Source organism: Shewanella sp. M-Br (assembly GCF_036245925.1).
Classification (GTDB): domain Bacteria; phylum Pseudomonadota; class Gammaproteobacteria; order Enterobacterales; family Shewanellaceae; genus Shewanella; species Shewanella oncorhynchi.
Genome location: NZ_BJBV01000002.1, coordinates 73,325 through 99,918 on the forward strand (window position 1 = coordinate 73,325; position 26,594 = coordinate 99,918).

General features: G+C 46.0%; 21 protein-coding genes and 4 tRNA genes. 19 read left to right on the forward strand and 6 right to left on the reverse strand.

What is annotated here, in order from left to right:
- The first annotated feature begins 111 nt into the window (after positions 1-111).
- The 7 genes from uvrY to AAA952_RS02330 all read left to right on the forward strand — a co-directional run bounded on the left by uvrY (position 112) and on the right by AAA952_RS02330 (position 4,055).
- A complete protein-coding gene (gene uvrY, locus AAA952_RS02300) occupies positions 112-756 on the forward strand; it encodes a UvrY/SirA/GacA family response regulator transcription factor (protein ID WP_338254045.1) in 645 nt (214 codons plus the stop codon).
- Between the two features lie 103 nt (positions 757-859).
- The gene (gene uvrC, locus AAA952_RS02305) at positions 860-2,689 is read left to right on the forward strand and encodes an excinuclease ABC subunit UvrC (protein ID WP_113940885.1); all 1,830 of its coding nucleotides are present in this window, start codon (positions 860-862) and stop codon (positions 2,687-2,689) included.
- Positions 2,690-2,736: 47 nt separating this feature from the next.
- A complete protein-coding gene (gene pgsA, locus AAA952_RS02310) occupies positions 2,737-3,285 on the forward strand; it encodes a CDP-diacylglycerol--glycerol-3-phosphate 3-phosphatidyltransferase (RefSeq protein ID WP_028759642.1) in 549 nt (182 codons plus the stop codon).
- Between the two features lie 214 nt (positions 3,286-3,499).
- Positions 3,500-3,575 (forward strand) — tRNA-Gly (locus AAA952_RS02315).
- A gap of 44 nt (positions 3,576-3,619) precedes the next feature.
- A tRNA-Cys gene (locus AAA952_RS02320) sits at positions 3,620-3,693 on the forward strand.
- A 49-nt stretch (positions 3,694-3,742) separates the two neighbouring features.
- Positions 3,743-3,829: transfer RNA gene (locus tag AAA952_RS02325), tRNA-Leu, on the forward strand.
- Positions 3,830-3,968: 139 nt separating this feature from the next.
- Positions 3,969-4,055: transfer RNA gene (locus AAA952_RS02330), tRNA-Leu, on the forward strand.
- Positions 4,056-4,522: 467 nt separating this feature from the next.
- Here AAA952_RS02330 and AAA952_RS02335 read toward each other — a convergent pair.
- Both AAA952_RS02335 and pepE read right to left on the reverse strand, forming a co-directional pair.
- A complete protein-coding gene (locus tag AAA952_RS02335) occupies positions 4,523-6,106 on the reverse strand; it encodes a glucan biosynthesis protein G (RefSeq protein ID WP_242068355.1) in 1,584 nt (527 codons plus the stop codon).
- A gap of 452 nt (positions 6,107-6,558) precedes the next feature.
- On the reverse strand, positions 6,559-7,272 hold the full coding sequence (gene pepE, locus AAA952_RS02340) for a dipeptidase PepE (RefSeq protein WP_168825265.1): 714 nt from the start codon (positions 7,270-7,272) through the stop codon (positions 6,559-6,561).
- Between the two features lie 435 nt (positions 7,273-7,707).
- On the opposite strand from pepE, the gene htpX reads away from it, so the two are divergent.
- A complete protein-coding gene (gene htpX, locus AAA952_RS02345) occupies positions 7,708-8,571 on the forward strand; it encodes a protease HtpX (RefSeq protein WP_006082065.1) in 864 nt (287 codons plus the stop codon).
- 208 nt (positions 8,572-8,779) lie between these two features.
- Here htpX and AAA952_RS02350 read toward each other — a convergent pair whose 3' ends face one another.
- Positions 8,780-9,715, reverse strand: a complete 936-nt coding sequence (locus tag AAA952_RS02350; RefSeq protein ID WP_338254051.1) for a LysR family transcriptional regulator ArgP — start codon at positions 9,713-9,715, stop codon at positions 8,780-8,782.
- 125 nt (positions 9,716-9,840) lie between these two features.
- Here AAA952_RS02350 and AAA952_RS02355 point away from each other — a divergent pair, with 125 nt between their 5' ends.
- The gene (locus AAA952_RS02355) at positions 9,841-10,458 is read left to right on the forward strand and encodes a LysE/ArgO family amino acid transporter (RefSeq protein ID WP_028759646.1); all 618 of its coding nucleotides are present in this window, start codon (positions 9,841-9,843) and stop codon (positions 10,456-10,458) included.
- A gap of 244 nt (positions 10,459-10,702) precedes the next feature.
- On the opposite strand, the gene bcp is transcribed toward AAA952_RS02355, so the two are convergent.
- The gene (gene bcp / locus AAA952_RS02360) at positions 10,703-11,170 is read right to left on the reverse strand and encodes a thioredoxin-dependent thiol peroxidase (RefSeq protein WP_113940881.1); all 468 of its coding nucleotides are present in this window, start codon (positions 11,168-11,170) and stop codon (positions 10,703-10,705) included.
- A 3-nt stretch (positions 11,171-11,173) separates the two neighbouring features.
- Positions 11,174-11,725 (reverse strand): glycine cleavage system protein R, encoded by a 552-nt coding sequence (locus tag AAA952_RS02365; RefSeq protein ID WP_028759648.1) that lies wholly within the window; start codon positions 11,723-11,725, stop codon positions 11,174-11,176.
- A 172-nt stretch (positions 11,726-11,897) separates the two neighbouring features.
- Between AAA952_RS02365 and dapA the strand changes: the two genes are divergently transcribed.
- From dapA to nadE, 10 genes are all read left to right on the forward strand, one after another.
- Positions 11,898-12,782, forward strand: coding sequence for a 4-hydroxy-tetrahydrodipicolinate synthase (gene dapA / locus AAA952_RS02370; RefSeq protein ID WP_338254056.1), 885 nt, complete (start codon positions 11,898-11,900; stop codon positions 12,780-12,782).
- 3 nt (positions 12,783-12,785) lie between these two features.
- On the forward strand, positions 12,786-13,883 hold the full coding sequence (gene bamC / locus AAA952_RS02375; protein WP_198572357.1) for an outer membrane protein assembly factor BamC: 1,098 nt from the start codon (positions 12,786-12,788) through the stop codon (positions 13,881-13,883).
- A gap of 368 nt (positions 13,884-14,251) precedes the next feature.
- The gene (locus AAA952_RS02380; protein WP_198572356.1) at positions 14,252-15,334 is read left to right on the forward strand and encodes an efflux RND transporter periplasmic adaptor subunit; all 1,083 of its coding nucleotides are present in this window, start codon (positions 14,252-14,254) and stop codon (positions 15,332-15,334) included.
- Entirely contained in the window at positions 15,331-18,426 is a 3,096-nt protein-coding gene (locus tag AAA952_RS02385) for an efflux RND transporter permease subunit (protein ID WP_338254060.1), read from the forward strand. Before AAA952_RS02380 ends, AAA952_RS02385 begins: the two co-directional genes overlap by 4 nt.
- 181 nt (positions 18,427-18,607) lie before the next feature.
- Positions 18,608-20,521, forward strand: a complete 1,914-nt coding sequence (gene htpG / locus AAA952_RS02390) for a molecular chaperone HtpG (RefSeq protein ID WP_263196297.1) — start codon at positions 18,608-18,610, stop codon at positions 20,519-20,521.
- 184 nt (positions 20,522-20,705) lie between these two features.
- Positions 20,706-21,569, forward strand: a complete 864-nt coding sequence (locus AAA952_RS02395; protein WP_338254064.1) for a co-chaperone YbbN — start codon at positions 20,706-20,708, stop codon at positions 21,567-21,569.
- Positions 21,570-21,709: 140 nt separating this feature from the next.
- A complete protein-coding gene (gene adk / locus AAA952_RS02400; RefSeq protein ID WP_028759655.1) occupies positions 21,710-22,354 on the forward strand; it encodes an adenylate kinase in 645 nt (214 codons plus the stop codon).
- Positions 22,355-22,466: 112 nt separating this feature from the next.
- The gene (gene hemH, locus AAA952_RS02405; RefSeq protein ID WP_338254068.1) at positions 22,467-23,471 is read left to right on the forward strand and encodes a ferrochelatase; all 1,005 of its coding nucleotides are present in this window, start codon (positions 22,467-22,469) and stop codon (positions 23,469-23,471) included.
- A gap of 163 nt (positions 23,472-23,634) precedes the next feature.
- On the forward strand, positions 23,635-24,939 hold the full coding sequence (locus AAA952_RS02410; RefSeq protein ID WP_028759658.1) for an inosine/guanosine kinase: 1,305 nt from the start codon (positions 23,635-23,637) through the stop codon (positions 24,937-24,939).
- A gap of 201 nt (positions 24,940-25,140) precedes the next feature.
- The gene (gene nadE, locus AAA952_RS02415; protein ID WP_306685192.1) at positions 25,141-25,971 is read left to right on the forward strand and encodes an ammonia-dependent NAD(+) synthetase; all 831 of its coding nucleotides are present in this window, start codon (positions 25,141-25,143) and stop codon (positions 25,969-25,971) included.
- Between the two features lie 117 nt (positions 25,972-26,088).
- On the opposite strand, the gene AAA952_RS02420 is transcribed toward nadE, so the two are convergent.
- The gene (locus AAA952_RS02420) at positions 26,089-26,589 is read right to left on the reverse strand and encodes a DUF6942 family protein (protein WP_338254074.1); all 501 of its coding nucleotides are present in this window, start codon (positions 26,587-26,589) and stop codon (positions 26,089-26,091) included.
- Positions 26,590-26,594 lie beyond the last annotated feature (5 nt).

Consider the following 26,594-nt stretch of genomic DNA (forward strand, 5'->3'; position numbering starts at 1 on the left):
TTGCGAAATGGGGTTGTTGGGCTAAATTAGCCTTATGAACTCGTTATCCGTTTGCCATGTTGCTTTTTCTAACACACGGATCGAGCTGTAAATTGTAAAAGGTGGGTTAAGTTGATTTCGATATATTTGGTTGACGATCATGAGCTTGTGAGAACTGGGATCCGCCGCATCTTGGAAGATGAACGTGGGATCAAAGTCGTGGGCGAAGCCCCTGATGGTGAGACTGCGGTGCAGTGGGCTCGCCAGAATGAAGCGGATGTGATCTTAATGGATATGAATATGCCTGGGATGGGCGGATTGGAAGCCACTCGAAAAATTTTACGATATCAACCCCATGCAAAAATTATTGTATTAACTGTACACACGGAAGATCCGTTCCCAAGTAAGGTGATGCAGGCTGGCGCTTCGGACTATTTAACAAAAGGAGCAACGCCACCAGAAGTATTGCAAGCGATACGTCAGGTCTCTCGCGGACAACGTTATTTGTCCCCAGAAATTGCCCAACAGATGGCGCTGAGCCAGTTTAATCCTGCCGATGAAAACCCGTTTAAATCTTTGTCCGAGCGTGAGTTACAGATCATGTTGATGATCACCAATGGCGAGAAGGTTAACGATATTTCTGAGCAACTGAACTTAAGTCCTAAAACCGTTAACAGTTACCGTTATCGTTTATTTGCTAAGCTGGGGATCAGTGGTGATGTCGAACTAACGCGGTTAGCTATTCGCTATAAGATGTTGGATGCTGGCCATTTTTAATGGAAAGTGGATTGCGTTGGTCGATGACTTTAATCTAGCGAGTTCTTGGGTTATATGTTCCTATGTTGTTTGTGTTAAGTCTCCAAAACTGTGGGTGTGAATGATGTCTAATGAATTTAACGCCCAAAGTTTCTTACGTACTGTTTCATCCTCCGCTGGGGTTTATCGCATGTATGACGTCAAAAATGACGTCATTTATGTGGGTAAAGCCAAAGATCTTAAAAAACGGCTCAGCTCGTATTTTCGTAAAAACCTCGGTAATGTTAAGACCCAAGCCTTAGTTTCACATATTCACCATATTGATGTGACGCTGACCCACAGTGAAACAGATGCTCTGTTGCTTGAGAATGATTACATCAAGCAATACATGCCAAAATACAATGTGTTATTGCGTGATGACAAATCTTATCCTTACATCTTATTAAGCCAGCATGAGCACCCAAGGCTCGCCTATCATCGCGGTCCGCAGCGGGAAAAAGGCCACTATTTTGGTCCTTATCCCAATGGCGGCGCCGTGCGTGAAAGCCTGCATTTGATGCAGAAGCTGTTTCCTATTCGTCAATGTGACGATCTTTACTACAAATCGCGCTCACGCCCTTGTTTGCAATATCAACTGTCTCGCTGTAGCGCGCCCTGCGTGGGCAAAGTCAGTAACGCTGATTATGATGAGCAAGTGAAATTAGCCAGCCTGTTTTTAAAGGGGAAAGATCAGCAAGTGATCAGCGCCTTGGTTGATAAAATGGAACTTGCGGCTGAGCAGCAGGCCTATGAACAGGCTGCACGATTTCGCGATCAGATCATGGCGCTGCGTAAAGTTGCGGAGCAACAGGAAGTCTCTAATAATAAAGGCGATATGGATGTTATTGGGGTGCATTATGCGTCAGGCATCGCCTGTTTCCATCTGCTATTTATCCGCGAAGGTAAAATTTTTGGCAGTCGTAGTTATTATCCTTCAGTGCCAGCCCAAACTGATATGGATGAGGTGCTACGCTCCTTTATCCTACAGTTTTATTTAAATGCAGATATTCAACGCACTATTCCAAAAGAAGTGGTGATTAGCCATAATTTTGAAGAATTACATGAACTTGAAGCGGCGATTTCAGAGGCGCTAGATAAAAAGTTTTCGATTAAGACCAATGTTCGCGCCGACAGGGCGAGCTTCTTACGTTTAGCCGTGACCAATGCGACGAATGCAGTGGTTACGCGCCTGTCCCATAAGAACACCGTCGAACAGCGTTTTGTGTTACTCGAAGAAATCTTAGAGTTGAGTGGGCCTATCCAGCGAATGGAATGTTTCGATATCAGTCATACCATGGGCGAGAGCACCGTTGCCTCCTGTGTGGTGTTTAATCGCGAAGGGCCGCATAAAGGCGAATATCGTCGTTATAATATCGAGGGTATTACGCCGGGCGATGATTACGCGGCAATGAAGCAAGCGGTAAGCCGCCGTTTCGATAAGATTGAGGCAGGCGGTAAAATCCCTGACATTTTGTTTATTGATGGTGGGCTAGGGCAGTTGCGTATTGCTCAAAAGATAGTGGATGAAAAGTTTGTTCATTTGGATAAAGCACCGCAGCTTATTGGGGTGGCAAAAGGTGAGGGCCGTAAACCTGGGCTTGAAACCTTGATCTTAGGGGATACCGAAACCAGCTTTTCCCTCGAAGGGGATTCGCCAGCACTACACCTTATCCAACATATTCGTGATGAATCCCATCGATTTGCAATCACTGGCCACCGTAACCGTCGCCAGAAAACCCGTAATACTTCAACACTGGAATCGATTCCAGGTATTGGTCCTAAACGCCGTAAAGCTTTGTTACAGCATTTAGGAGGCTTGCAGGAAGTGAAAGGTGCAAGTGTGGCGGAATTAGTCAAAGTACCAGGGATCAGCATAGAAATGGCACAAACCATTCATGATGCATTGCGAGGGTGATAAAATTAAGGCAAGATTGGCGCTGCTTTTGACTAACTGGTTTGATCATGCCGTTTAACTTACCTATAGCATTAACTCTTTTCAGGCTTTTTTTACTGCCCATTTTTGTGGTGCTGTTTTATTTACCCTATGACTGGACCCCTTTTGTTGCCGCATTTACCTTTTGGCTCGCGGCGTTAACGGATGCATTAGATGGTTATGCTGCCCGTAAATTGAAACAATTAACTCGTTTTGGCGCTTTTCTTGACCCAGTCGCTGATAAGTTGATGGTGATTACAGCTTTAGTTTTGTTGGTCGATCAATACGCGAATATCTGGCTGACATTACCCGCCCTGTTTATGATAGGTCGTGAGATTGTCATTTCAGCGTTGAGGGAATGGATGGCTGAAATTGGTAAACGTGGTACTGTCGCCGTGTCTTGGATTGGTAAATATAAGACGGCTGCGCAAATGGTGGCAATTATTGGGCTGATTTGGCAATACAATCCTTTAATGACGAATGCCGCATTTGTACTGTTATATATCGCCGCTGTATTAACGTTTTGGTCAATGATGAGTTACATTTTAGCCGCTTGGAAAGATCTTACCGCTGAATAGTGCAATAAAAAATCAAAGAGATTATTTAGTGTGCAAGCAGTAAGTTATCGATAAAACAGCGGTTGACACTGGGTGGTAAATCGGTAGAATGCCACCCCGTAGACAAGAGGCAATGTGCAAACAAAGTCTTAACGTTACCAAATATTGATGTTTGATATTAGCTAGGTAATAAAGTGAAATGCTTTGTTTATCTGAGTGACTAGTAAAACAAGATGCGACATTAGCTCAGTTGGTAGAGCGATACCTTGCCAAGGTATAGGTCATCGGTTCGAACCCGATATGTCGCTCCAATATTTTTAAAGTCTAATTCTACTCAACATGAGTTAGCAACTATGGCGCGATGGCAGAATGGCTATGCTGCGGATTGCAAATCCGTCGATCTCGGTTCGACTCCGGGTCGCGCCTCCATAGATTAACGTATTAATGACACGATTCCAGTCGTTAATATAAAGAGTTTGCCCGAGTGGTGGAATCGGTAGACACAAGGGATTTAAAATCCCTCGCTGGTAACAGCGTGCCAGTTCAAGTCTGGCCTCGGGTACCATTATTTTGATAGTGATGGTAAAAATAAAGTCAGAATTTTAAATCGGCTTTTATTAAAGATTTGATTGTTGTACTAAGCGTTAGCTACATAGAGTTAATAATATTTTTGACATGATTCCCGTCATGAATATTCAGAGTTTGCCCGAGTGGTGGAATCGGTAGACACAAGGGATTTAAAATCCCTCGCTGGTAACAGCGTGCCAGTTCAAGTCTGGCCTCGGGTACCAAAAAAGAAAAAGCCTCGATATTTATATCGAGGCTTTTTTGCATTTAGATTTCTACTTTTAGTCGGCATTCTTTGTGAGGGGTTTAAGGTCAAACTTGACTGACGCACTTAACGTACTGCTTACTTTAGTTCGCAGAGGTCCTTGCGGCGACGCACATCAGGAGAGGCTAATAACCCTAAACTCACATAATAGTGCTACGTTTTAAGCTGATAGTGTCATTTTGAAGTAAGCCAGTAGTTATGCTGGCAGAGAAGTCGAGCGATAAGGTATGGGATTATGTTTGCTGAAAAGCAGGTCATGAGTTTTTAGCCTTGGCTTGTTCTATTTATGCTAGAGATAAAACCTATAAATAGTAAGCCTATAAATAAAACCCTAGGCATAAAAAAGCGCCAGTAAATATTGGCGCTTTTTATTCACTTACTCGGTCAGTTTATGTTTGTTAGACAGTGATACTGGTGAATATCAGTTTACTGCCAATCATCGCTATTCCAGCGGTACAGCCAAGTCGCTGCAAGTGGTTTATCGTCTTTCTTAAGCTGTATTCTCAGTTCGGCTACATTGGTACTTTCTGGTTCGAAGCTGATAAATACTCGAGCGCCATTGATGTCTGGGTGGGCGACAATCCGAGACGACAGGATTTTACCTTTGCTGATGCTGGCATCGATGATAATTTTATCAATATCTTGCGGCTTGATGTTACTGAAATCGATAAGTAATTCTTTGCCTTTTGCTAAGACTTGCCCCTTAGTACTGCGGACAACACGTGCTTTTGACGCCGTAGAAGGGCTGTCGTTTGAGGCTGTTATGCGATAGGAGTATTTATAGGGCTGATCCTTTTTCAGTCCGCCTTGCGGCTCCCAATAGGCAACTATGTTGTCGTTGGTTTCAGCATTAGAGGGAATTTCAAGCAACACCAGTTGGCCTTTGCCCCAATCATTGAGGGGTTCAATCCATGCAGAAGGTCGAAGTTGATAGTTTGCACTCAGATCTTGATAGTCTTCAAATTTACGATGGCGCTGGATAAGACCAAACCCCTTTATATCTTCATCGCCAAAAGCACTGATCTGCAGTTTGTTAGGATTATTTAATGGGCGCCATAGGCGTTCGCCATTACCACGATCGATTTGTAGGCCGTCGGAGTTATGTACTTGTGGGCGGTAATCGGGTTTATCTGAGTTATCGAGTCCGCCAAAGAGGAACATAGAGGTCAGCGGTGCAAGACCCACATGCTGGATATCTTTGCGTGGGAATAAGGTTACATCCACTTCGACACGTGATGGTGAACCGGGATAAATACCAAAACGATAGGCGCCAGTGACACTTTGGCTATCTAGCAGAGCATGAACCACAATTGCTGTCTGATATTTAGATGGACGCTCGACCCAGAAACGCTTAAACAGGGGATATTCTTCACCTTTTGGCTGAGCGACATCAATCGCTAAACCACGATTAGACAAGCCATAGGTTTGCCCTTTAGAGAGCACGCGAAAATAGCTCGCACCTTGAAACATGATGAATTCATCTTTTATTTCATCATCATTGATAGGGTAATGTAAACGCACACCCGCGTATTGGCCCACTTGAGTGATGAGTTTTTCAATGGTGTCGTTAGGGACATCGAATGAAGCTTCTGTTAGCTCAATTGGAATAGCTTTGCTGTTTTCGACCACGTCGATATCGACAAGGTTTTTATAGAGAAAGCCTGGAGCAAAAAGTTGTACCGAAAATTTGGTCGGTGTTCCGCCCCAAATCGCGGCATTTTCTTGGTAATTGATTTTGCCATAGGTCGCGAAATCGAGATCAACCAGTTCTTTAGGTGCTTTTTTCGCTTCTTTAAATGGCTTTTGCGACAGTTGTTGAGCGAGTTCAATGACTGTGTCTTGGGAGAATTTTTTGGATTTCTTCTCTGGTGCAGGCGTTGGTGTTGTCTCTGCCGCTGCGGCATTGACGTTGTTTATGCCGACGACATAGACGATGGCGGTCAAGATGACAAAAGGTAGTTTTTTGAGTAATGCCGGATAACCGGTAGGGTAATTCATCATAAGATTCATTCGCAAAATGGAAACTCCTTACTAAAATGACGCTGATTCATAGGCACAATATATGCTTCAGTCTATCTAATCCCTAAATATTAATAACTTGTCTGCTATAAAATCCTCAGTTGTGGGATTCGAGTAGCTGAGGTGAGGGATAATTTTACCTGCGTAGCTAGATATTTGTAACATAAATTATGCTTGGCGCTATTTTAGGCGCCGTTCTCAATACTTTGCAGTGTGATTTTTCGATAAATAATCGCAATTGGTACTGCAGTAAAAACTGTCTTGGCTGAGCTAACACTGTTCTCATTGAATTCAGTGGCGTTTTTACACAAAATTGGTGCAGTTGAATCGAGAGTGTTAATTAAAAATTTACAATATCAAATAGTTAATCTTAATTATTGCTAATGAGTGATTCAGGCTCACGATGTTAACTGTGAGCCCATTTAGATATGCTAACGTGGATATTAGGACTTGAGTAAGTGCGATAGGTCACTGCCCACAGGGATTGGGATCTCTTGCTGCTCACCACAGAATAAATACGCAGGTTTGTCACCTAAGAGTGATAGTGTGTCTCCTTGTCGCCACAAAGCTGAGCCTTCAACTATGCCGATCACTGGGGTTAATGGGTCGACTTTAGTGAATTCTAATAACCGCTGGGCACGGGTTTCACCATTGTGGCCCGGTGCTTGGTAATTGGAATAGTGTGGATTGAGCTGGAACGGCACTAAGTTTAATGCGTTGAACGAAGGCGGTTCGATGATCGGCATATCATTAGTGGTGCGAATACTCAGTCCCGATACGTTTGAACCCGCGCTCCAGCCGATATAAGGTTTACCAAGGGCGACTTGCTCACGAATAAGCGCGACCAGATCATAATGATATAGTTGGTGTAACAGGTGAAAGGTGTTACCCCCACCGATTAAAATTCCATCGGCATCTTTTATTGCTTGTTTAGGGTCTGGATGCTGATGAATGCCACTGATATCGAGTTCAAGCTCAGCTAGCCCAGTCACGACAGACGCTAAATAAGTGTCATAACTCATGCTAACCCCTGCATAGGGGATAAAAATCCATTTTTGTGCGTTGGCGGTGAGCGGTTTAATAAAAGGGAGCGCGTGGGCAAGATAAGGCGTATCACCGACACGAGAGCTGCTCAGTAGTAGGGCGTTGATTGTCATTTTGTATCCTGAAATCTCGGAGTGTATTGGTATGTTAACAAAGATTAATTCCGATAAACATAGAGAGTTAAAGCAGAATTGCGCCATAGCACGGCTAGCGGTGGTGTTTTTCAAGATAGTGATCCCCACCAAGATGGAGCGTTCTGGGCATTCTACTTCTGTGTGGCATCAATGCAAAAGTCAGAGATTGATGCGCCTTGAATTAAAGCTCTCAGAACGCGATGAAACTCGTATCTTGAGGTTGCTTGGGCATAAGTTTAAGTTTCGATTAATATACTGTCCCTAGACTCTCGGCCATGAAAGGCAGTGTCTATATACGAGAAAAATAACCTATTTTAAAAACTCTTTTCTTTTACCACTTGAATTTCGATGATTTGGACATATTATGTCTTTGAACAAAGTTAAATGGCCTATTCTTGCCCTAAAGGAGCTGAAATGAAGCGTATATTTCTATTGATTGCGACTAACCTAGCTGTGTTGCTAGTAGCCTCAATTGTGATGTCTATTCTAGGCGTGAACACGTCTACTATGGGTGGACTGCTGGTGTTCGCTGCCATTTTTGGATTCGGTGGGGCCTTTATCAGCTTAGCCATTTCAAAATGGATGGCGAAAAAGACCATGGGTTGTGAAGTCATCACCACCCCACGTGACAGTACCGAACGTTGGTTAGTGGAGACGGTTGCCCGTCAAGCTAAGCAAGCGGGGATTAAAATGCCAGAAGTGGCTATTTATCAATCGCCTGACATGAATGCGTTCGCTACTGGTCCAAGTAAAGACAATTCATTAGTGGCTGTCAGTACGGGTCTGTTATATGGCATGAGCCAAGATGAAATTGAAGGCGTATTAGCCCACGAAGTGAGCCACGTTGCTAACGGTGACATGGTGACCTTGACACTGATCCAAGGTGTGGTTAACACGTTCGTGATCTTCGCGGCTCGTGTGGTTGCTGGCATTATCAACAACTTCGTGTCGAGTAATGATGAAGAAGGCGAAGGTTTAGGTATGTTCGCGTACATGGCCGTTGTTTTCGTACTAGATATGCTATTCGGTATCTTGGCTTCAATTATCGTCGCTTACTTCTCACGTATTCGTGAGTACAAAGCCGATGAAGGTGCAGCACGTTTAGCGGGTAAAGGTAAGATGATTGCTGCGCTTGAGCGTTTACGCCAAGGCCCTGAAAGTACGGCAATGCCTGCACAAATGTCAGCCTTCGGTATTAACGGCAAACGTTCAATGGCGGAAATGATGATGAGTCATCCTCCATTAGAGAAACGTATTGCTGCGTTAAGAGCAAGCTAATAGATAGTGAGTTAGATTTTAAGTTTTAAGACTCACAATTTCGGGCTCAAACTTTGGTTTGAGCCCGATTTTTTATGCCTGCCATTTAACTCACATTTGATGAAGCAAAAAGACGCCGCTATGAGAATCATCACACCGCGTTAAATACCATCGCAGGTAAATCGCTGTAGATTCATGCGGGTTGTGCGTTCTGTCTTGATGCAACAAATCATACCTGCAGCAAATTATGCTGCGCGGTTGCCGCAAGGGCACGGTAAACCAGTGTCGTTTGTTTTGCTTTGATATTCCAATGCTGCCAAAACAGCGGCACGCGCATGCGCCGTTCTGGGGTGATCTCAATCAGTATCCCTTTATCGATTAATGGTTTAGCTTGTAAATGCCCAACGAGCCCATAACCTAAACTCAAGTTAATCGCTTCTAAAAAGCTCTCGGAAGAGGGGATAGTATGTTGCCACCATTGCCCTGGCGTCATATTGAAATACTGGGCGAGAAACTTCTCATGCAACTTATCTTTGGTGGAGAACACTACCGCTGGCGCCTTTGCTAACTGAGCTTGGTTGATGGTGTTGAATGACGAGGTGTCACTAAATGATGGAGTGTCGCTCAGATCGCTAAAATAGCGCGCGGCAAATTCGGGCGTGGCCACACAAAGGTATTCCATGGTGCCTAAAAACTCACTGCTGCAACCCGCCATCGGCACTTCGGTTGTGGTGACACATCCGACCGCTTCACCATTTTTCAATAGATGATGGGTGTAAGACTCATCATCGACAATTAATTCCAATAACCAAGCGTGGCGACTGAACATGCCTGCTAGCGCAGGTAAAAACCACGTGGCCAAACTGTCGGCATTCACAGCGATGCGCACTGTGGTTGGATGGTTGGGATCGTCGGCGTCCATCTCGGCTCTTAATTCACTCTCGAGCAATTGTACCTGTGAATAGTGACGCAGCAGGCGCTTACCTGTGGGCGTTGCGACCACAGGATTGGAGCGAATAAGCAGTGACTGACCGACTTTTTCTTCAAGTTGTCGAATACGCTGTGATACAGCCGACTGAGTAATGTGCAGCACTTTAGCAGCGCGGTCGAAGCCGCCTTCTGAGACTACAACGGCGAGCGCTTTGAGATTGGCGTATTCCAGCATAGTCATCCTTAATCGATCTGTGTTTGATGGTTATTAATTTTACTTATGATACATAAAAAACATTAGTTATATTAATTTTGTTGTTTTGACTATGCTAGCGCCTTCTTTGAACATGAGAGGTGGTTATGCAAGCGGCATTTATACAGGGTATGGGGATTGGTGGGAGTTTGATTATTGCTGTGGGCGCGCAAAATGCCTTTGTGCTCAAGCAAGGCATCAAGCGCTCATACCCGTTACCGATTGCCTTGCTCTGCTCTATCATTGATGCGCTGATGATCACTGCGGGTGTAGCGGGGCTAGGACATATTATTGAGTCGTTTCCCACTATTAAGCATGTGGCGAGTTTCGGTGGCGCCGCGTTTCTACTTTGGTATGGTGCGAATGCGCTAAAGGCGTCGTTTGTGGCTAAGGGCATTGAGATGGATCAGGCCGATAATGCGGACACATTTAAGAAAGCCGTACTGACGACGCTTGGGATCAGTTTGCTTAATCCGCATTTGTATCTTGATACTGTGGTGTTGCTCGGCAGCATTAGCACTCAATTTGATGATTTCGATCGGCCTTGGTTTGGCGCGGGTGCTGTACTGGCATCATTTATTTGGTTTTTTGGCTTAAGTTTTGGTGCGCGTTTGTTAGCGCCCATTTTTACTCGCCCAGCGGCATGGCGTTACCTTGACCGTTTTATTTGGTTAACCATGTGGAGCATTGCCGCTGCGATTATTTGGCCCTATGTGGCAGGATAAACCGACGTTGTGATGCCATAGAATACGGGCATAGCTGAATGCTTTTGCGGTTTTTTGCTCGGTTAGACCGTATCTTGTGATATGAAAGTGAAAATTTTTCATGAAAAAGGTCCTGATTTCAGGACCTTTTCGTTATCGATTGCCGATTATTTATTCAGGCTACCAAAATCAACTGACAACGTTTACACTTTTATGCCGATTAAAGCAGCAGCTTGAAGCCTTGTATTCGTCGTCATATTAGTCATTAACCCGCGATTTGCGCGAGTACGACTTCATGGTGATCTTTGGTTTTAAACTTATCGAATACGTGGGCGATGGTGCCGTCGGTATTGATAAGGAAGCTTAATCTGTGGATGCCATCATAGGTTTTTCCCATGAATTTCTTTTCACCCCAGACCCCAAAAGCGTCGGCGACACTGTGGTCTTCATCGCTCAGCAAAGTGAAGTTGAGTGCTTGTTTCTCTGCAAATTTAGCCAGTTTAGCCACAGGATCTGGGCTAATGCCAAATACAGTGACATTATGACTATCGAGCTCGGCTTTACTGTCACGTAGACCGCAGGCTTGAACTGTGCAACCCGGCGTTGATGCTTTCGGGTAAAAATACACTAAAACAGGGCCTTGCTTAAGGCTGTCGGCCAGCGATACTGAGTTGCCATGTTGATCTTGCAGTGTAAAGTGAGGCGCTTTTGCCCCAGCCGTTAAGGTATTCATCTATTATCCTCTGTCCTCTAAGATGGCAGTGCCTTCCATACGACGAATAGTACAATCTAAGGTCATATCTTGGGCGAGCTGATAGATACTCTGTTCGAGCTTTTCTAGTTCAACTTTTTCAGGAATATTAATGGTTAGCGACACATTTTGCGTTTGTTCACCACCGGGGAGTTCCTCAGAAAATGAACGTACTGCGGCAAGATCTAATGACCTGTCAGCAAGGAACTGGGTAATACGTTTAATGGTGCCGCGTTGGTCTTTACCCGTAAAGCGTACTTCTAGGCGAGAAAGGTAGTTTTGTGGTGTGTGTTTAGAGGTGCGTTTCATCACCGTCAGCAGTTCTAACTCAACGCTGAGACTGGGGAACATACTTTCAATTTTCGTTATTGATGCCCACGAGCCAGACAACATCATAATCAGGGTAAATTCGTTACCAAATAATGCCATACGGCTGTCGACGATATCGCAGTCACAGTCACTGGCAAGTCGAGCTAGTTTACTTACAAGTCCAGGACGGTCGAGACCCATCGCTGTTACGACCAGGAAATTGGTCATGAATTTTCCTCACTTTTTCGATATCATAGAGCGAAAACTCAGGGTTAAAGCTGAGTTTTTGTGCGGGATGTAATGCTACCATAACTAATTCAATTTGAGAGCCCCGTTAATGCTTGTCATTAGTGGTTGGCATCAGTACCATAGCGAATCCTGAAATCTTGGGGAAAGTCAGATGATAAACGGAAGCATCGTAGCCTTAATCACGCCAATGAACAGTGATGGCTCAGTAGATTTTGCAAGTCTTGAAAGGTTAGTCGAATTCCATATTGACCAAGGCACAGATGCCATTGTGGCCGTTGGTACTACTGGCGAGTCAGCGACTCTGCCTATGCCTGAGCATGTAGCGGTCGTTTCACAAACCGTTAAATTTGCTGCGGGACGTGTTCCTGTCATTGGTGGCAATGGCGCCAATGCCACATCTGAAGCCGTTGAGCTCACCAAGTCCTTATCTAAGGTGGGTGTTGCCGCTATGCTTGGTGTAACGCCATATTATAATAAGCCAACGCCTAAGGGATTGATTGCGCATTATAAAGCCGTGGCCGCTAGCACAGATATTCCACAAATTCTTTATAATGTTCCAGGCCGTACTGCCGTTGATATGCTGCCAGAAACTGTTGCCGAGCTTGTTAGCGTGAGCAACATTATTGGTGTAAAAGAGGCGACCGGTGACTTATCCCGTGTAAAACGTCTGCGCGAACTGTGCGGCGACGATTTCCTCTTGTATAGCGGTGATGATGCCACTGCCAGAGAGTTTTTACTCTTAGGTGGAAATGGCGTAATTTCTGTGGCTAACAACATAGTACCAAAGGCTTTTAAAGCTATGTGTGATGCGGCGCTCGCTGGCAATGCCGAGCTTGCTCAGAGCATAGATACCCCGCAGCGCGGTTTGTATAGCACACTGTTTTGTGAAGCCAACCCTATCCCAGTAAAATGGGCTGCCCATCGTATGGGTTTGATTGAATGTGGCCATATTCGTTTACCTTTGACTGAACTTTCTGAGCAATGTCATGGTCTGTTGATAGAAGCAATGACTCGTGCCCAGATAGAGGTTAAATAATTAATGTTAAAGAAAGTCACTCCACTGATCTTAGTTGCTGCAGTTGCAGCCTGTAGTTCGCCACTTGATCGCCGCCAAGCGAACGGTAACGACGACTATGTTCAGGCCGAGCAAGCGCCTTTGCTTAAGATCCCCGCGGGATTAAAAACGCCACCCTACAATAAAGAATTCGATGTACCAGCACTGGGTTCTAAAGTGAATGCTTCGCTGTATGGCAAAAACTTAGATATCCGTCCGCCACTGCAAGTACTGCCAATGGCGGAAGGTACTCATGTGGAAGAGGGCAGTGACAACATTAAAATCGTAGTTGAATCCATAGACAATGCTGTGGATTTGAAACAAGAAATCTTCACAAACTTAGATGGTTTCTTTGCTCAAAAAGGTATTGCTGTTCGTAGCCGTGATTTTGACAAAGGCAACGTAGAAACCGATTGGATTGAAAGTCGTGAAGTGATTGAATCGAGCATGTGGGGTGCGGATAAAGTTTATCTGTTGCGCCAACGCTATCGTTTTGACGTGGAAACGCGTCCACATGGTCGTACTGCAAATATCGTTATTCACTTAGTTGAACACGAAGAGTTCTACGACGATAAAGCGCAACAAGTTTTATTAAGCGGTGAAGATAAGCAAAGATACACTATTGATATGCTGAACAGCGCCATTGCGTATATCAGCGTTAAGCGCGACCAAGCGATCCAATCGAATCGTTTGAAGCAAACCTTAGGTATTAATGTTGATCTCGTGACGCCTGAAGAAGGTAAGGCTTACTGGTCTGCTAAAGCCTCTTACAAGCAAGTGTGGGATCGTCTACGCATAGTGCTACCAGAAATGGGCTTTGAAATTGCCGATATGGATAGTGCTAAAGGATTGTACTTTATCAAGTTTGACGATAACTCTGGTTTCTGGAGTTCATTGTGGGGCGAAGATAAGTTAGCACTGAAAGAAGGTAGCTACCGTTTACTGCTTGAAGATGGTGATACTCCAGAAGAAACGAAAATCTTCCTTCGCGATAACGAAGATCAGCCATTAAGCGATGAAGTGGTTAGCAATGTGTACCAGTCACTGTCAAACCTGATGAAAGAAGAACGTCAAATACGTTAATTTCAGCAGTTGACTAGAAAAGGGCGAATTATCGCCCTTTTTTATTGGCTGCGATTTGAGTTTTAAGCAGGGGATTGTCGATTATCTAGGCGATCTGTGTTTCAGAATTAAATTATCTATATACCAATCTTTTTCAAATGGTTTTAGTGATAAATGTTGAGTTACTGGTGATAAGTAAAATTAATCACTTAACAACCTTGTTATCGTACTGCATTCTGGCAACTCAACCATTGATATCGCCAAAGACACTTAATCATACATATTTTGCGCTATCAGCGTAATTTGTAAGAAAAAGTAAAACGTATTGATGCGATGATGTGAGTGAGTAAACTAGCCGTCATTAATGCGAGTCATTCCTTGGAAGCCCGATGAAAAAAATTATTCTAATAATCGCCATATTGGCCGCGGCATGGTTTGGATACCAAGCCATGCAACCGCAAGAGATTGCTGCAGCCCAGATTAAACTCATACCTAATGTAGTGATTGCCACTGCAGCTATGGCGCCCATTCGCGATGAAGTTGAAGCTATTGGTAGCAATAAAGCCGCAGAATCTGTAACGATAACGCCTAAAGTTACCGACATGGTGATAGCGCTTAAATTTGACGACGGCGATATCGTTAAAAAGGGCGAGTTATTAGTCCAACTGCAAAATGCTGAGCAGATCGCTAAGGTTAAAGCCGCGCAAGTCAAAGTCAGTGATAATCAACGTGAATTAGCTCGGATCAGTTCGTTGGTGACTAGCCGCACTGTGGCCGAGTTAGAACGCGATAGATTACAAACCCTTATTGATACCACCCGTGCCGAGCTCGAACAGGCGCAATCATCACTCAATGATCGCAGTATTCTGGCGCCTTTTAATGGCCGTTTGGGCTTACGTCAAATCAGTGTGGGCAGCTTAGTGTCGCCCGGCACTGTGATTACGACATTGGATGATATTTCTACCATTAAGCTCGATTTTTCAGTGCCAGAGCGCTTTATTCAAGATTTAGAGCCAGGTAAAAAGGTGGAAGCCAAAGCGGTCGCTTTCCCTGATGTGACTTTCAAAGGTGTGGTGACATCGATTGATAGCCGCGTGAATCCAACCACACGCACAGTGATCGTTCGCGCCGAAATTCCCAATCCGGAGCTGCGTTTATTACCGGGCATGTTGATGAAGGTCAAACTCATCAAGCGTAGCCGCGAGGCCTTGATGTTGCCTGAATCTGCCATTATCCCGATCCAAAACAGCCATTATGTTTACAGCGTTAATGCTGACAAGGTGATTGAACGTAAACAAGTCACTATTGGTATTCGCACCCGTGGCTGGGTAGAGATCTTAGACGGTTTAGCCTTGGGTGAAAACGTGGTCATCCGCGGCTTACTGAAAGTTCATCCTGGGGATAAAGTGCAAACTGAGTTCGCGGAAAAGTTTAGTTATCTTGCCGATACGAACGCGGAGCCAAGTGTATGATCCTTACTGATCTCTCGGTCAAACGTCCCGTATTTGCCTCAGTGATCAGCTTGTTGCTGGTCGCTTTCGGGCTTGTCTCCTTTGATAAATTGCCCCTACGCGAATACCCGAATATAGATCCGCCAGTGGTATCTATCGACACGAATTACCGCGGTGCCAGTGCTGCCGTGGTGGAAAGCCGCATTACCCAATTGATTGAGGACAGGATCAGTGGCGTCGAAGGCATTCGTCACGTGAGTTCATCGAGCAGTGATGGCCGCTCATCGGTTACCTTAGAGTTTGATATTAGTCGTAATATTGAAGATGCAGCTAACGATGTGCGCGATAGGATCTCAGGTTTACTCGACAATTTACCCGATGAAGCAGATCCCCCAGAAGTACAAAAGGCCAATGGCAGTGATGAAGTGATCATGTGGCTCAATCTCGTGTCGGATCAAATGACGACCCTAGAATTGACCGATTACACCAACCGCTATTTGTCGGACCGCTTTTCGGTGGTCGATGGTGTGGCGCGGATGCGTATTGGGGGTGGTAAGGTTTACGCCATGCGCATTTGGCTTGACAGACAAGCCTTGGCCTCTCGCAGTTTAACGGTTGCCGATGTTGAGGCCGCGCTCAGAGCTGAGAACGTCGAGTTACCTGCAGGTTCGATAGAGTCGAAGGAGCGGCACTTTACAGTGAGACTGGAGCGGGGTTATCGCACTGCCGAAGATTTCGCAAACTTAGTCATCACCCAAGGGGAAGACGGTTATTTAGTCAAACTGAGCGATGTCGCACGGGTGGAAATTGGCTCTGATGAAGAGCGGATTATGTTCCGTGGCAACAAAGAGGCAATGATAGGTTTAGGCGTGTCTAAACAGTCAACCGCCAATACGTTAGAAGTGGCGCGCGCAGTGAACGCGCTGGTTGACAAAATCAACCCGACCTTGCCAGCGGGGATGTCGATTAAACGCAGCTACGATAGCTCAGTGTTTATCGAAGCCTCGATTAAAGAAGTGTATCAAACCCTGTTCACTGCGATGATTTTAGTGATTATCGTGATTTATCTGTTCCTTGGCAGTGTGCGCGCTATGTTGATCCCTGCGATCACTGTGCCTGTGTCTCTGCTCGGCACCTTTATTGTGCTGTATACGCTAGGTTATACCATTAACCTCTTGACCTTATTGGCAATGATCCTCGCCATCGGTATGGTGGTGGATGATGCGATTGTGATGCTGGAAAACATCCATAGACGTATCGAGGAAGGAGATTCCCCACTCAAAGCTGCTTTTCTCGGTGCGCGTGAAGTGGCTTTTGCTGTTATCGCGACTACACTCGTGTTGGTCGCGGTCTTTATGCCAATCACTTTCCTTGAAGGTGACTTAGGTAAACTCTTTAAAGAGTTTGCCGTGACCATGAGTGCGGCCGTGCTGTTCTCTAGCCTAGTGGCGCTCACACTCACGCCCATGATGTGCTCTAAGTTGCTTAAGCCGAGCTCGCAGGATTCTTGGTTGGTGCGTAAGGTCGACGGCATAATGACAAAAGTGTCAAATCGGTATCAATTGTCCTTAAAATCCGCCATGGCCCACCCGATATTGGTGTCGATTCTGGTGTTAGTCGCATTAGGTTCTAGTGTCTATTTAGTCCAAAAAGTACCGCAAGAATTTGCGCCACAGGAAGACCGTGGTTCGTTATTCTTGATGGTCAACGGGCCACAGGGCGCGAGTTACGAATACATAGAATCCTATATGAATGAAGTGGAAAACCGCTTGATGCCATTGGTCGAAACGGGTGATATCAAACGTCTGCTCATTCGTGCCCCCCGTGGTTTTGGCCGCGCGGCGGATTTCTCTAACGGTATGGCAATCATAGTACTGGAAGACTGGGGCAAACGTCGTCCAGTAAAGGAAGTTATCGTTGACATTAATAAGCGTCTTGCCAATCTCGCCGGAGTGCAAGCGTTCCCTGTAATGCGCCAAGCCTTTGGTCGCGGCGTAGGTAAACCTGTGCAATTTGTGGTTGGTGGACCTAGCTACGAAGAGCTTGCCCGCTGGCGCGATATCATGATGCAAAAGGCGGCACAGAATCCCAAATTATTGGGATTAGATCATGATTATAAAGAGACTAAGCCTCAACTTCGTGTCGTCATCGACAGAGACAGAGCGGCGAGCCTTGGAGTGTCGATTTCAAATATTGGCCGTACGTTGGAATCCATGTTGGGCTCACGCTTAGTGACGACGTTTATGCGTGACGGTGAAGAATACGATGTGATCGTTGAAGGCGAGCGCGATAATCAAAATACGGCGGTGGATCTGCAAAATATCTATGTTCGTTCCGAGCGCAGTCAGGAGCTTATTCCGCTGTCGAACTTAGTGACTGTGGAGGAGTTTGCCGACGCCAGTTCGCTTAATCGCTATAATCGCATGCGCGCGATCACCATAGAAGCCAGTTTGGAAGATGGTTATAGTCTAGGTGAAGCCCTTGATTATATGAATCAATTGGCGCGTACCTATTTGCCAGCGGAAGCGGTGATTAGCTACAAGGGCCAATCCCTCGATTATCAAGAGTCGGGTAGCTCTATGTACTTCGTATTCATCCTCGCACTGGGGATTGTATTCCTCGTGCTCGCGGCGCAGTTTGAGAGTTATATCCACCCTGTGGTGATCATGCTTACTGTGCCGCTGGCTACCGTCGGCGCCTTAATTGGTTTGTGGCTTACAGGGCAGAGTCTCAATATTTACAGTCAGATAGGCATTATTATGCTGGTCGGGTTAGCCGCGAAAAATGGCATCTTGATTGTCGAGTTTGCTAACCAATTGCGGGATAAAGGCGTTGATTTTGATAAGGCCATTATCCAAGCGTCAGCGCAGCGGTTACGGCCTATCTTAATGACAGGGATCACCACTGCCGCTGGTGCCGTGCCATTGGTATTGGCGGTAGGCGCGGGTGCTGAAACTCGTTTTGTGATTGGTGTAGTGGTGTTGTCGGGGATTTTACTGGCAACCCTATTCACTATCTTCGTGATCCCCGCCGCTTATGGACTCTTTGCCCGCAACAGCGGATCGCCCGAAGCCATCGCCCAACAGTTAGAAAAAGAATTAGCCCAAGACTAACGCCTCGTGCAGGTTGATGTTGAAAGCATACATATAGGCGCTTGGTATTCATCAAGCGCCTTATTTTTCGCCATTCGAACCTCGTTTTAGCCCTTGCCCTTGAAAAGCAAATTTGGAGCCCCATTTAGTAAACACTAAGCGTTACTTTTACCAAATTGCGTAACAAATAAAGGAAAATTTCATGTCACAACAAGAAACTCATGGTTTTCAAACAGAAGTCAAACAGCTGTTGCATTTGATGATCCATTCTTTGTATTCCAACAAAGAAATTTTCTTGCGTGAACTGGTCTCCAACGCTGCGGATGCGGCGGACAAGCTGCGTTATCTGGCGTTGACCAATGACGCACTCTATGAAGGCGACGGTGAACTGCGAGTCCGTATCAGTGCCGATAAAGAAAAAGGCACTGTGACCATCGAAGATAACGGCGTGGGTATGACCCGCGACGGCGTGATTGAGCATTTAGGCACAATCGCAAAATCAGGCACCGCTGATTTCTTTAAGAATCTATCGGGCGAATCCTCAAAGGATTCACAGTTAATCGGTCAGTTCGGTGTCGGTTTCTATTCAGCCTTTATCGTGGCGAAGAAAGTCACGGTTCGCACTCGCGCTGCCGGTCATAAGGCCGATGAAGCCGTATTGTGGGAATCAGAAGGCGAGGGTAACTTCACCGTTGATACCATCACTAAGGCGAGCCGTGGTACTGAAATCACGCTGCACCTACGTGATGAAGAAAAAGAATTTGCCGATGATTGGCGCCTGCGTTCGATCATCACTAAATACTCAGATCATATCTCTGTGCCAGTTGAAATGTGGCAAGAAGGCTCGCCAGAGCGTGATGGTCCTGATGGCGAAAAAATTCCTGCGACCGAAGGTCAATGGAAAGTCATGAACAAAGCCACGGCTTTGTGGATGCGCAATAAAGCTGATATCAGTGACGAAGAGTATCAAGAGTTTTACAAACACATTTCCCACGATTACACAGACGCACTACTGTGGAGTCATAATCGGGTAGAAGGTAAGCAAGAATACACTAACCTATTGTATATTCCTGCAAAAGCGCCTTGGGATATGTGGAATCGCGACCGTAAACACGGCCTAAAACTGTTTGTACAACGTGTGTTCATCATGGATGACGCCGAGCAATTTATGCCATCTTATCTGCGCTTCGTGCAGGGCTTAATTGACTCAAACGATCTGCCGCTGAACGTATCCCGCGAAATTCTGCAGGATAACCACGTGACCAAAGCGATGCGTACTGGTATCACCAAACGTGTGCTTGGCATGCTGGAAAAACTGGCGAAAGACGATGCGGAAAAATATCAACAGTTCTGGGCTGAATTTGGGCAAGTGCTGAAAGAAGGGCCTGCGGAAGATTTCGCCAACCGTGAGCGTATTGCTGGCTTATTGCGTTTTGCCTCGACCCACACGGGCAGTGCTGCGCCGACTGTGTCACTTGATGACTACATCAGCCGCATGAAAGAAGGTCAAACTAAGATTTACTACATTGTTGCCGACAGCCATGAAGCCGCCGCTAACAGCCCACATTTAGAGTTGTTACGTAAGAAAGGCATTGAAGTCTTACTGATGTCAGAGCGTATCGACGAGTGGCTAATCAACCACTTAACTGAGTACAAAGAGAAACAACTGCACTCAGTGACCCGTGGTGATTTAGAACTTGGCGAGCTGGAAGATGCATCTGAAAAAGAAGCGCAAGAAAAGCTTGAGCAAGAATCGGTAGCTTTAGTTGAACGCATTAAAGCGGCATTAGGCTCAACCGTTGCGGATGTGAAAGTCACGTCACGCTTAACTGACACCCCAGCCTGTGTGGTGGCGGGTGAAGGCGAAATGTCGACTCAGATGATCAAGCTGATGCAAGCTGCGGGTCAACCTGTGCCAGAAGTGAAGCCGACATTTGAGATCAACCCAGCGCACCCATTAGTATCGCGCTTAAATGATCTTCAAGATGAAGCCGTCTTCGCGGATTGGTCAAATCTGCTGCTGCAACAGGCGCAATTATCTGAAAAAGGTAGCCTTGCGGACCCATCGGCCTTTATCAAGCTGATGAACCAAATGTTACTGGCTAACATGAAGTAAATGACTATCGGGGCCCTTCTTTGAACGGCCCCGATATTGTTTCTAGTGCAGGAAGAGTGGTTTGCGCCTAGCCTGTCACTCAATCCGTTAGCGGTAAGACTCGATTTTAAGACTTGGTTCTAACGCTTAGTTTTAAAAGAATAAGGCCTCCCATGATAGAGGCCTTAAATGTTAAGGGAATACTATGGATAATATCCTCAGTCTGACTAAAGACAATATTCAGCAAGTGGTTGACGCCTCGATGCAACAGATCGTGGTGTTAGCATTTTGGGCGCAGCCGCAGGAACAAAGTGTGGCTATGCTGCACACCTTAGAGCAAATTGCCGCGCAAAATGCGGGTCGATTCGTGCTCGCAAAAGTTGACTGTGAAGCCGAATTAGAAATCGCTAATTACTTTCGCATTCAAAGTCTACCGACCACGTTAGTATTGGATAAAGGTCAGCCTGTAGATGGTTTTGCTGGCCTGCAAGATGCGGCGCAAGTCACAGCTATGCTGGATAAACATTTGCCGCCTATGTGGCAGTTACAGTTAGCACAGGCCAAAGCATTGCTCGCGCTTAGCCAAGTGAGCGCAGAAGATCTTGCTACTGCAGCTGTGTTGCTTAAAGAAGCCCATGTCGGGTCAAATCAAGCGGGTGAGGTGAGTCTAGTGCTTGCCGATGTGTATCTTATGCAGGGCGAATTAGTGCTAGCACAAGCCATGCTTGAGAAAGTAGGGCTTGCCGACCAAGATGGTTATTACCAGAGTTTAAAAGCTAAGCTCGCACTTGCCTTGGATGCGGCGGATACCCCTGAAATTCGCGATTTGCAGCAAAAGTTTGAGCAAAATCCAACAGATTTAGTGTTATTACTCGAGCTGAGTAAGGCATTGCATGCTGCCCACCGCGATGATGAAGCATTAAAACTGTTATTCGGTGTGCTCAGTAAAGATTTAGGTGCTGAAAATGGCACAGTAAAACAAGTATTTATGGAAGTATTAACGGCACTTGGCCAAGGTAATTCCATAGCCAATCAATACCGCCGTAAGCTCTATACTTTGCTCTATTAATGAAAAAAATCGCTTAGTAACCGCAGTTTATTTGCGTTTTCTGAGGCTAAAGTCGAAGCTAAAACCCTTCTCAATGGCGGCCAGATGTGCGAAGATCGCCGCCCTAAGAAGAATATCAATGCGAAAAGAGGACTCTTGAGATGCGCATTATCCTATTGGGCGCCCCAGGTGCCGGTAAAGGTACCCAGGCCCAGTTCATTATGGAACAGTATGGTATCCCACAAATTTCCACTGGTGATATGTTACGTGCCGCGGTAAAAGCCGGTACTCCACTGGGTTTGGAAGCGAAGAAAGTGATGGATGCTGGTCAACTGGTTTCTGATGATCTGATCATCGGTCTGGTTAAAGAGCGTATCGCACAGGAAGACTGTGTTAAAGGTTTCTTGTTAGACGGTTTCCCACGTACCATCCCACAGGCGGATGCGATGGCAGCAAACGGTATTAGCATTGATCACGTGATTGAAATCGACGTGCCAGACGAAGAAATCGTTAAGCGCATGAGCGGTCGCCGTGTTCACCCAGGTTCTGGCCGTGTTTACCATGTGGTTTTCAATCCACCTAAAGTGGAAGGTAAAGACGACGTGACTGGCGAAGATTTAGCTATTCGTCCAGATGACGAAGAAAGCACAGTGCGTAAACGTCTTGCGATTTACCACGAGCAAACTAAGCCGCTGGTTGAATACTACGGTAAAGTGGCTGCCGCTGGCCAAACTCAATACAACAAGTTTGACGGTACTCAATCGGTTGCGGCCGTGAGTGAGCAGTTAGCTAGAGTGTTGAAATAACCGAATAAAGGTTAATTTACGAGAACAAGTTCTCATATTAAGAAAAAGCCTGCCGATGCAGGCTTTTTTTATGGGTATCGCAATGTTAGCCTCCAAGTGAACTTCATTAACCATGAGCCTAACGTTGAATCCTTCCCCTGCTTTTGGTGTGTTATTGGTTAACCTCGGCACGCCTGAACAACCTAGTCCTAAGGCCGTTAAACGCTTTTTAAGGCAGTTTTTAAGTGATCCCCGTGTCGTTGATTTATCGCCGTGGATTTGGCAACCGCTGCTGAACGGCATTATCCTCAACACCCGTCCGGCGAAAGTCGCCAAACTCTACCAAAGCGTGTGGACGCAGGAAGGCTCGCCCTTGATAGTGATAAGTGCACGCCAAGCACAAAAGTTGGCGGTGGACTTAAGTGCAACCTTTAACCAGACCATTCCGGTTGAACTGGGTATGAGTTACGGCAATCCCTCCATCGATGCGGGATTTGAACGCCTGAAAGATCAAGGGGCAGAGCGTATTATTGTGCTGCCTTTGTATCCCCAATATTCCTGCTCGACGGTGGCAAGTGTGTTCGATGCCGTTGCCCGTTATCTTAAAACCGTGCGTGACATGCCGCAGGTTCGTTTTAATAAAGACTATTTTGACCATAGCGCTTATATTGCTGCGCTGGCACACAGTGTGACGCGCCACTGGAAAACCCATGGGCAGGCCGACAAGTTGCTCTTGTCATTTCACGGTATTCCACTGCGTTATGTGAAAGAGGGCGACCCTTACCGCGAGCAGTGTTTTGTCACGGCTAAACTGTTGGCACAAAAACTTGAGCTGAGCGAGTCGCAATGGCAAGTGTGCTTCCAATCGCGCTTTGGCCGCGAAGAATGGTTAACGCCCTACGCCGATAAATTACTGGCCGAGTTACCTGCGCAAGGGATCAAAAGTGTCGATGTGATTTGCCCTGCGTTTGCGACCGATTGCCTCGAAACCTTAGAAGAAATCTCCATTGGCGCTAAGGAAACCTTTTTGCATGCGGGTGGCAGCGACTATCGGTTTATCCCTTGTTTGAACGACGATGAGTTACACATTGAATTATTACGGCAATTAATCCAAGAACAAGCGGTATCTTGGGTATAGGAGCACTGGCTTCGAACTGATTTTGTGATAGAATCTGCGCCCTTCCGGCTAAGGGGTGGTTTTTTTGTCTCGCTAGCCTAGACTCAATATTTTTAGGATGCTGCTTGGCTTGACCGCCTCGGCAGACGCCAATTAGCATGGATGCCAGGAAAAGAGAGCCACTATGAAGTTTCCCGGTCAGCGTAAATCTAAACATTATTTTCCGGTTAAAACCCGAGATCCGCTGCTTGAACAGCTGACTCAACAGCCTCAGCCGTTTGCGACCTATATCAGCGGTATTGATCAAACCTTAGTGGATATCGAAGCGAAAGTGGAAGACGAATTGCTGAGCCGTTATGGCTTGCCCAAAGGCAATTCTACCTTGATCAATGATGAACAGGCCCACAGACTCTACACAGAGTTAAAAATTCATGGTTTGATTAGCGATGAATTTGCTGGTGGCACTATTGGTAACACAGTGCACAACTATTCTATTCTGGCCGATGACCGTTCAGTGCTGTTTGGGGTTATGAGTCAGAATATTGAAGTGGGCAGTTACGCCTACCGCTATTTATGTAATACCTCTTCTAAAGTCGACCTTAACTTTCTACAACCTGTAGATGGTCCTATCGGTCGCTGTTTTACCCTGATTTCTGAGTGCGGCGAGCGAACATTTGCGATCAGCAAAGGCGCTATGGATAAACTCACACCTGAATTTATCGATAAAGACGTGGTGCAGGGCAGTTCAGCCTTAGTGTTGACCGCGTATTTGATGCGCGCCAGTGATGGCGACCGTATTACCGATGCGGCCATGTGCGCTATCGAATATGCAAAAGCCGCCGAAGTTCCCGTGGTTTTAACCTTAGGCACGCGTTTCTTGATTGAAGAAGACCCGCAATGGTGGCAAAACTTCATCAAAGAACATGTCACCATTTTGGCGATGAATGAAGACGAAGGTGAAGCCTTAACGGGTTCACGGGATCCTCTGCTTGCCAGTGAAAAAGCCTTGGAATGGTGCGACATGGTATTAACCACAGCGGGTCCAATCGGGCTTTATACTGCGGGTTATACTGAAGATTCTGAAAAACGCGAAACGACTCACACGCTGTTGCCGGGCGCTATCCCTGAATTTAATCGTTATGAATTTTCCCGTCCAAAGCTTAAAAGTGACTGTGAAACACCAATCAAAGTCTTTGCCCACATTTCACCTTACATGGGCGGCCCTGAAAAAATCGGTAACACAAATGGCGCTGGCGATGGCGCATTATCGGCGTTATTGCACGATCTGGCGGCCAATACTTTCCACAAGACTAACGTGCCAGGCTCAAGTAAACATAAGCGCGATGGCCTGTGTTATTCTTCGTTCTCTCAAGTGTGTAAGTACGCTAACCGCGTCGCCTATGAAGTCTTAGCTCAGCATAGCCCGCGTTTATCCCGCGGTTTACCTGAGCGCGAAGACAGCTTAGAAGAATCCTACTGGGAAAGATAAGTCGATAGCTGTATTGGTATTAAGCTAACTGATTTACGCTAGGGCAATAACGGCAAACCGTTGTTGCCCTTATTTTTATGACGTTTATCAGCAATCAATCAGCCAAGCGCTAATTTTAACTACAGGCAGTTGCGAATAAATGTTAACGTTAGTCGGGTTCAGGTAGTCCAAATACAGCGATAATTTAAGGTGGAATTTTCGGTGAAAGCGCAAATCTTAAGAGAAATGAAGGTACTCACGGCCATAGAGCCAGAGTTCGAAGTACAACGTCGAGTCGCGTTTATTAAAACCAAACTAAAAGAAGCACGCAGCAAGGCATTGGTATTAGGGATCAGCGGTGGGGTGGATTCTTCTACCGCTGGGCGTTTGTGTCAGTTAGCGGTGGACAGTTTAAACCACGAAAATAGCCAAGGCGGTTATCAGTTTATCGCTGTGCGATTACCTTATCAGATCCAAAAAGATGAGCATGAGGCGCAATTAGCCTGTCAGTTTATTCAGCCCTCTAAGTTGGTCACTGTGAATGTGCATCAAGGCGTTGATGGCGTGCATAGCGCTGCCGTTGCCGCGTTAGTCGAAGCTGGATTGCCTTTGCCCGATGTGGCGAAGGTTGATTTTGTGAAGGGTAACGTCAAAGCCCGTATGCGGATGATAGCGCAATACGAACTCGCCGGACTCGTGGGCGGGCTTGTGGTGGGGACAGATCACAGTGCCGAAAATATCACAGGTTTTTATACCAAGTGGGGTGATGGTGCCTGCGATTTAGCGCCATTATTTGGTCTTAACAAACGCCAAGTTCGCCAACTCGCCGCGTATCTTGGCGCGCCAGAATCGTTAGTCTATAAAGCGCCGACCGCGGATTTAGAAGACAATAAACCCTTACTCGAAGATGAAGTTGCGCTTGGCTTAACCTATGCGCAAATCGATGATTTCCTTGAGGGTAAAGACGTTGGCAAGGCGGTTGAGGACAAGTTGATTGGTATTTATAAGGCGACACAGCATAAACGTCAGCCTATTCCAACCATTTACGACTAACCCTGAATCGTCCTTGAATATGCACTCGTTTGAACTCTGTTCACGAGTGCTTTTTTATGCCTTTGTTATTTGGTGACTAATGCTGTGGTGACAGCCGTTACCACAATCATAATGGAATTATTCACTGTGTTGGGGCTCTGGCGTTGCTAAGTGTTGGCGTGTCAGGGCGATCAGTTGGTTTGGGTATTGGCGATAATCCAAATAGGGCGTGAGTAAAAAATGCTGTCCTAGCGAAGATGGCAGCTTAAGTGCGGTTATGGATTTATTTTGGGCAGTTAAATGCTGCGCATCGGAATCGTTTACGGACATGGTGAGCCCTAAAGCATTTGCGGCCACTTGCCCCGCAATGAGATGAATCTTAGCGTTTGCCATCAATTCAGTGCCGCCTATGCAGAGCAGTTCATTTTGCTTAAGTAACACTTGGTCACGATAGCTGCGCCAGTCATCTCCAACCGTACTTATTTTGGCCATAATAGTGAAGATCTTACGCCAATGATTGCCATTGAGAGCTATAAGAGTCGCGACAGCGTCTGGCTGAGTGTAATGCCAGTTCTCAGGTACCAGCGGCGCGGTAGGAAGATAGTAGGCGAACCTAGCGTGTGGATTACCGATTATCATCGAGA

What these genes read in the sequence shown, in the direction of transcription:
- uvrC (WP_113940885.1), top strand. Translation starts at nt 860, where the DNA reads ATGTCTAATGAATTTAACGCCCAAAGTTTCTTACGTACTGTTTCATCC.
- pgsA (WP_028759642.1), top strand. Translation starts at nt 2,737, where the DNA reads ATGCCGTTTAACTTACCTATAGCATTAACTCTTTTCAGGCTTTTTTTA.
- AAA952_RS02335 (WP_242068355.1), bottom strand. Translation starts at nt 6,106, where the DNA reads ATGAATCTTATGATGAATTACCCTACCGGTTATCCGGCATTACTCAAA.
- pepE (WP_168825265.1), bottom strand. Translation starts at nt 7,272, where the DNA reads ATGACAATCAACGCCCTACTACTGAGCAGCTCTCGTGTCGGTGATACG.
- htpX (WP_006082065.1), top strand. Translation starts at nt 7,708, where the DNA reads ATGAAGCGTATATTTCTATTGATTGCGACTAACCTAGCTGTGTTGCTA.
- AAA952_RS02350 (WP_338254051.1), bottom strand. Translation starts at nt 9,715, where the DNA reads ATGCTGGAATACGCCAATCTCAAAGCGCTCGCCGTTGTAGTCTCAGAA.
- AAA952_RS02355 (WP_028759646.1), top strand. Translation starts at nt 9,841, where the DNA reads ATGCAAGCGGCATTTATACAGGGTATGGGGATTGGTGGGAGTTTGATT.
- bcp (WP_113940881.1), bottom strand. Translation starts at nt 11,170, where the DNA reads ATGAATACCTTAACGGCTGGGGCAAAAGCGCCTCACTTTACACTGCAA.
- AAA952_RS02365 (WP_028759648.1), bottom strand. Translation starts at nt 11,725, where the DNA reads ATGACCAATTTCCTGGTCGTAACAGCGATGGGTCTCGACCGTCCTGGA.
- dapA (WP_338254056.1), top strand. Translation starts at nt 11,898, where the DNA reads ATGATAAACGGAAGCATCGTAGCCTTAATCACGCCAATGAACAGTGAT.
- bamC (WP_198572357.1), top strand. Translation starts at nt 12,786, where the DNA reads ATGTTAAAGAAAGTCACTCCACTGATCTTAGTTGCTGCAGTTGCAGCC.
- AAA952_RS02380 (WP_198572356.1), top strand. Translation starts at nt 14,252, where the DNA reads ATGAAAAAAATTATTCTAATAATCGCCATATTGGCCGCGGCATGGTTT.
- AAA952_RS02385 (WP_338254060.1), top strand. Translation starts at nt 15,331, where the DNA reads ATGATCCTTACTGATCTCTCGGTCAAACGTCCCGTATTTGCCTCAGTG.
- htpG (WP_263196297.1), top strand. Translation starts at nt 18,608, where the DNA reads ATGTCACAACAAGAAACTCATGGTTTTCAAACAGAAGTCAAACAGCTG.
- AAA952_RS02395 (WP_338254064.1), top strand. Translation starts at nt 20,706, where the DNA reads ATGGATAATATCCTCAGTCTGACTAAAGACAATATTCAGCAAGTGGTT.
- adk (WP_028759655.1), top strand. Translation starts at nt 21,710, where the DNA reads ATGCGCATTATCCTATTGGGCGCCCCAGGTGCCGGTAAAGGTACCCAG.
- hemH (WP_338254068.1), top strand. Translation starts at nt 22,467, where the DNA reads ATGAGCCTAACGTTGAATCCTTCCCCTGCTTTTGGTGTGTTATTGGTT.
- AAA952_RS02410 (WP_028759658.1), top strand. Translation starts at nt 23,635, where the DNA reads ATGAAGTTTCCCGGTCAGCGTAAATCTAAACATTATTTTCCGGTTAAA.
- AAA952_RS02420 (WP_338254074.1), bottom strand. Translation starts at nt 26,589, where the DNA reads ATGATAATCGGTAATCCACACGCTAGGTTCGCCTACTATCTTCCTACC.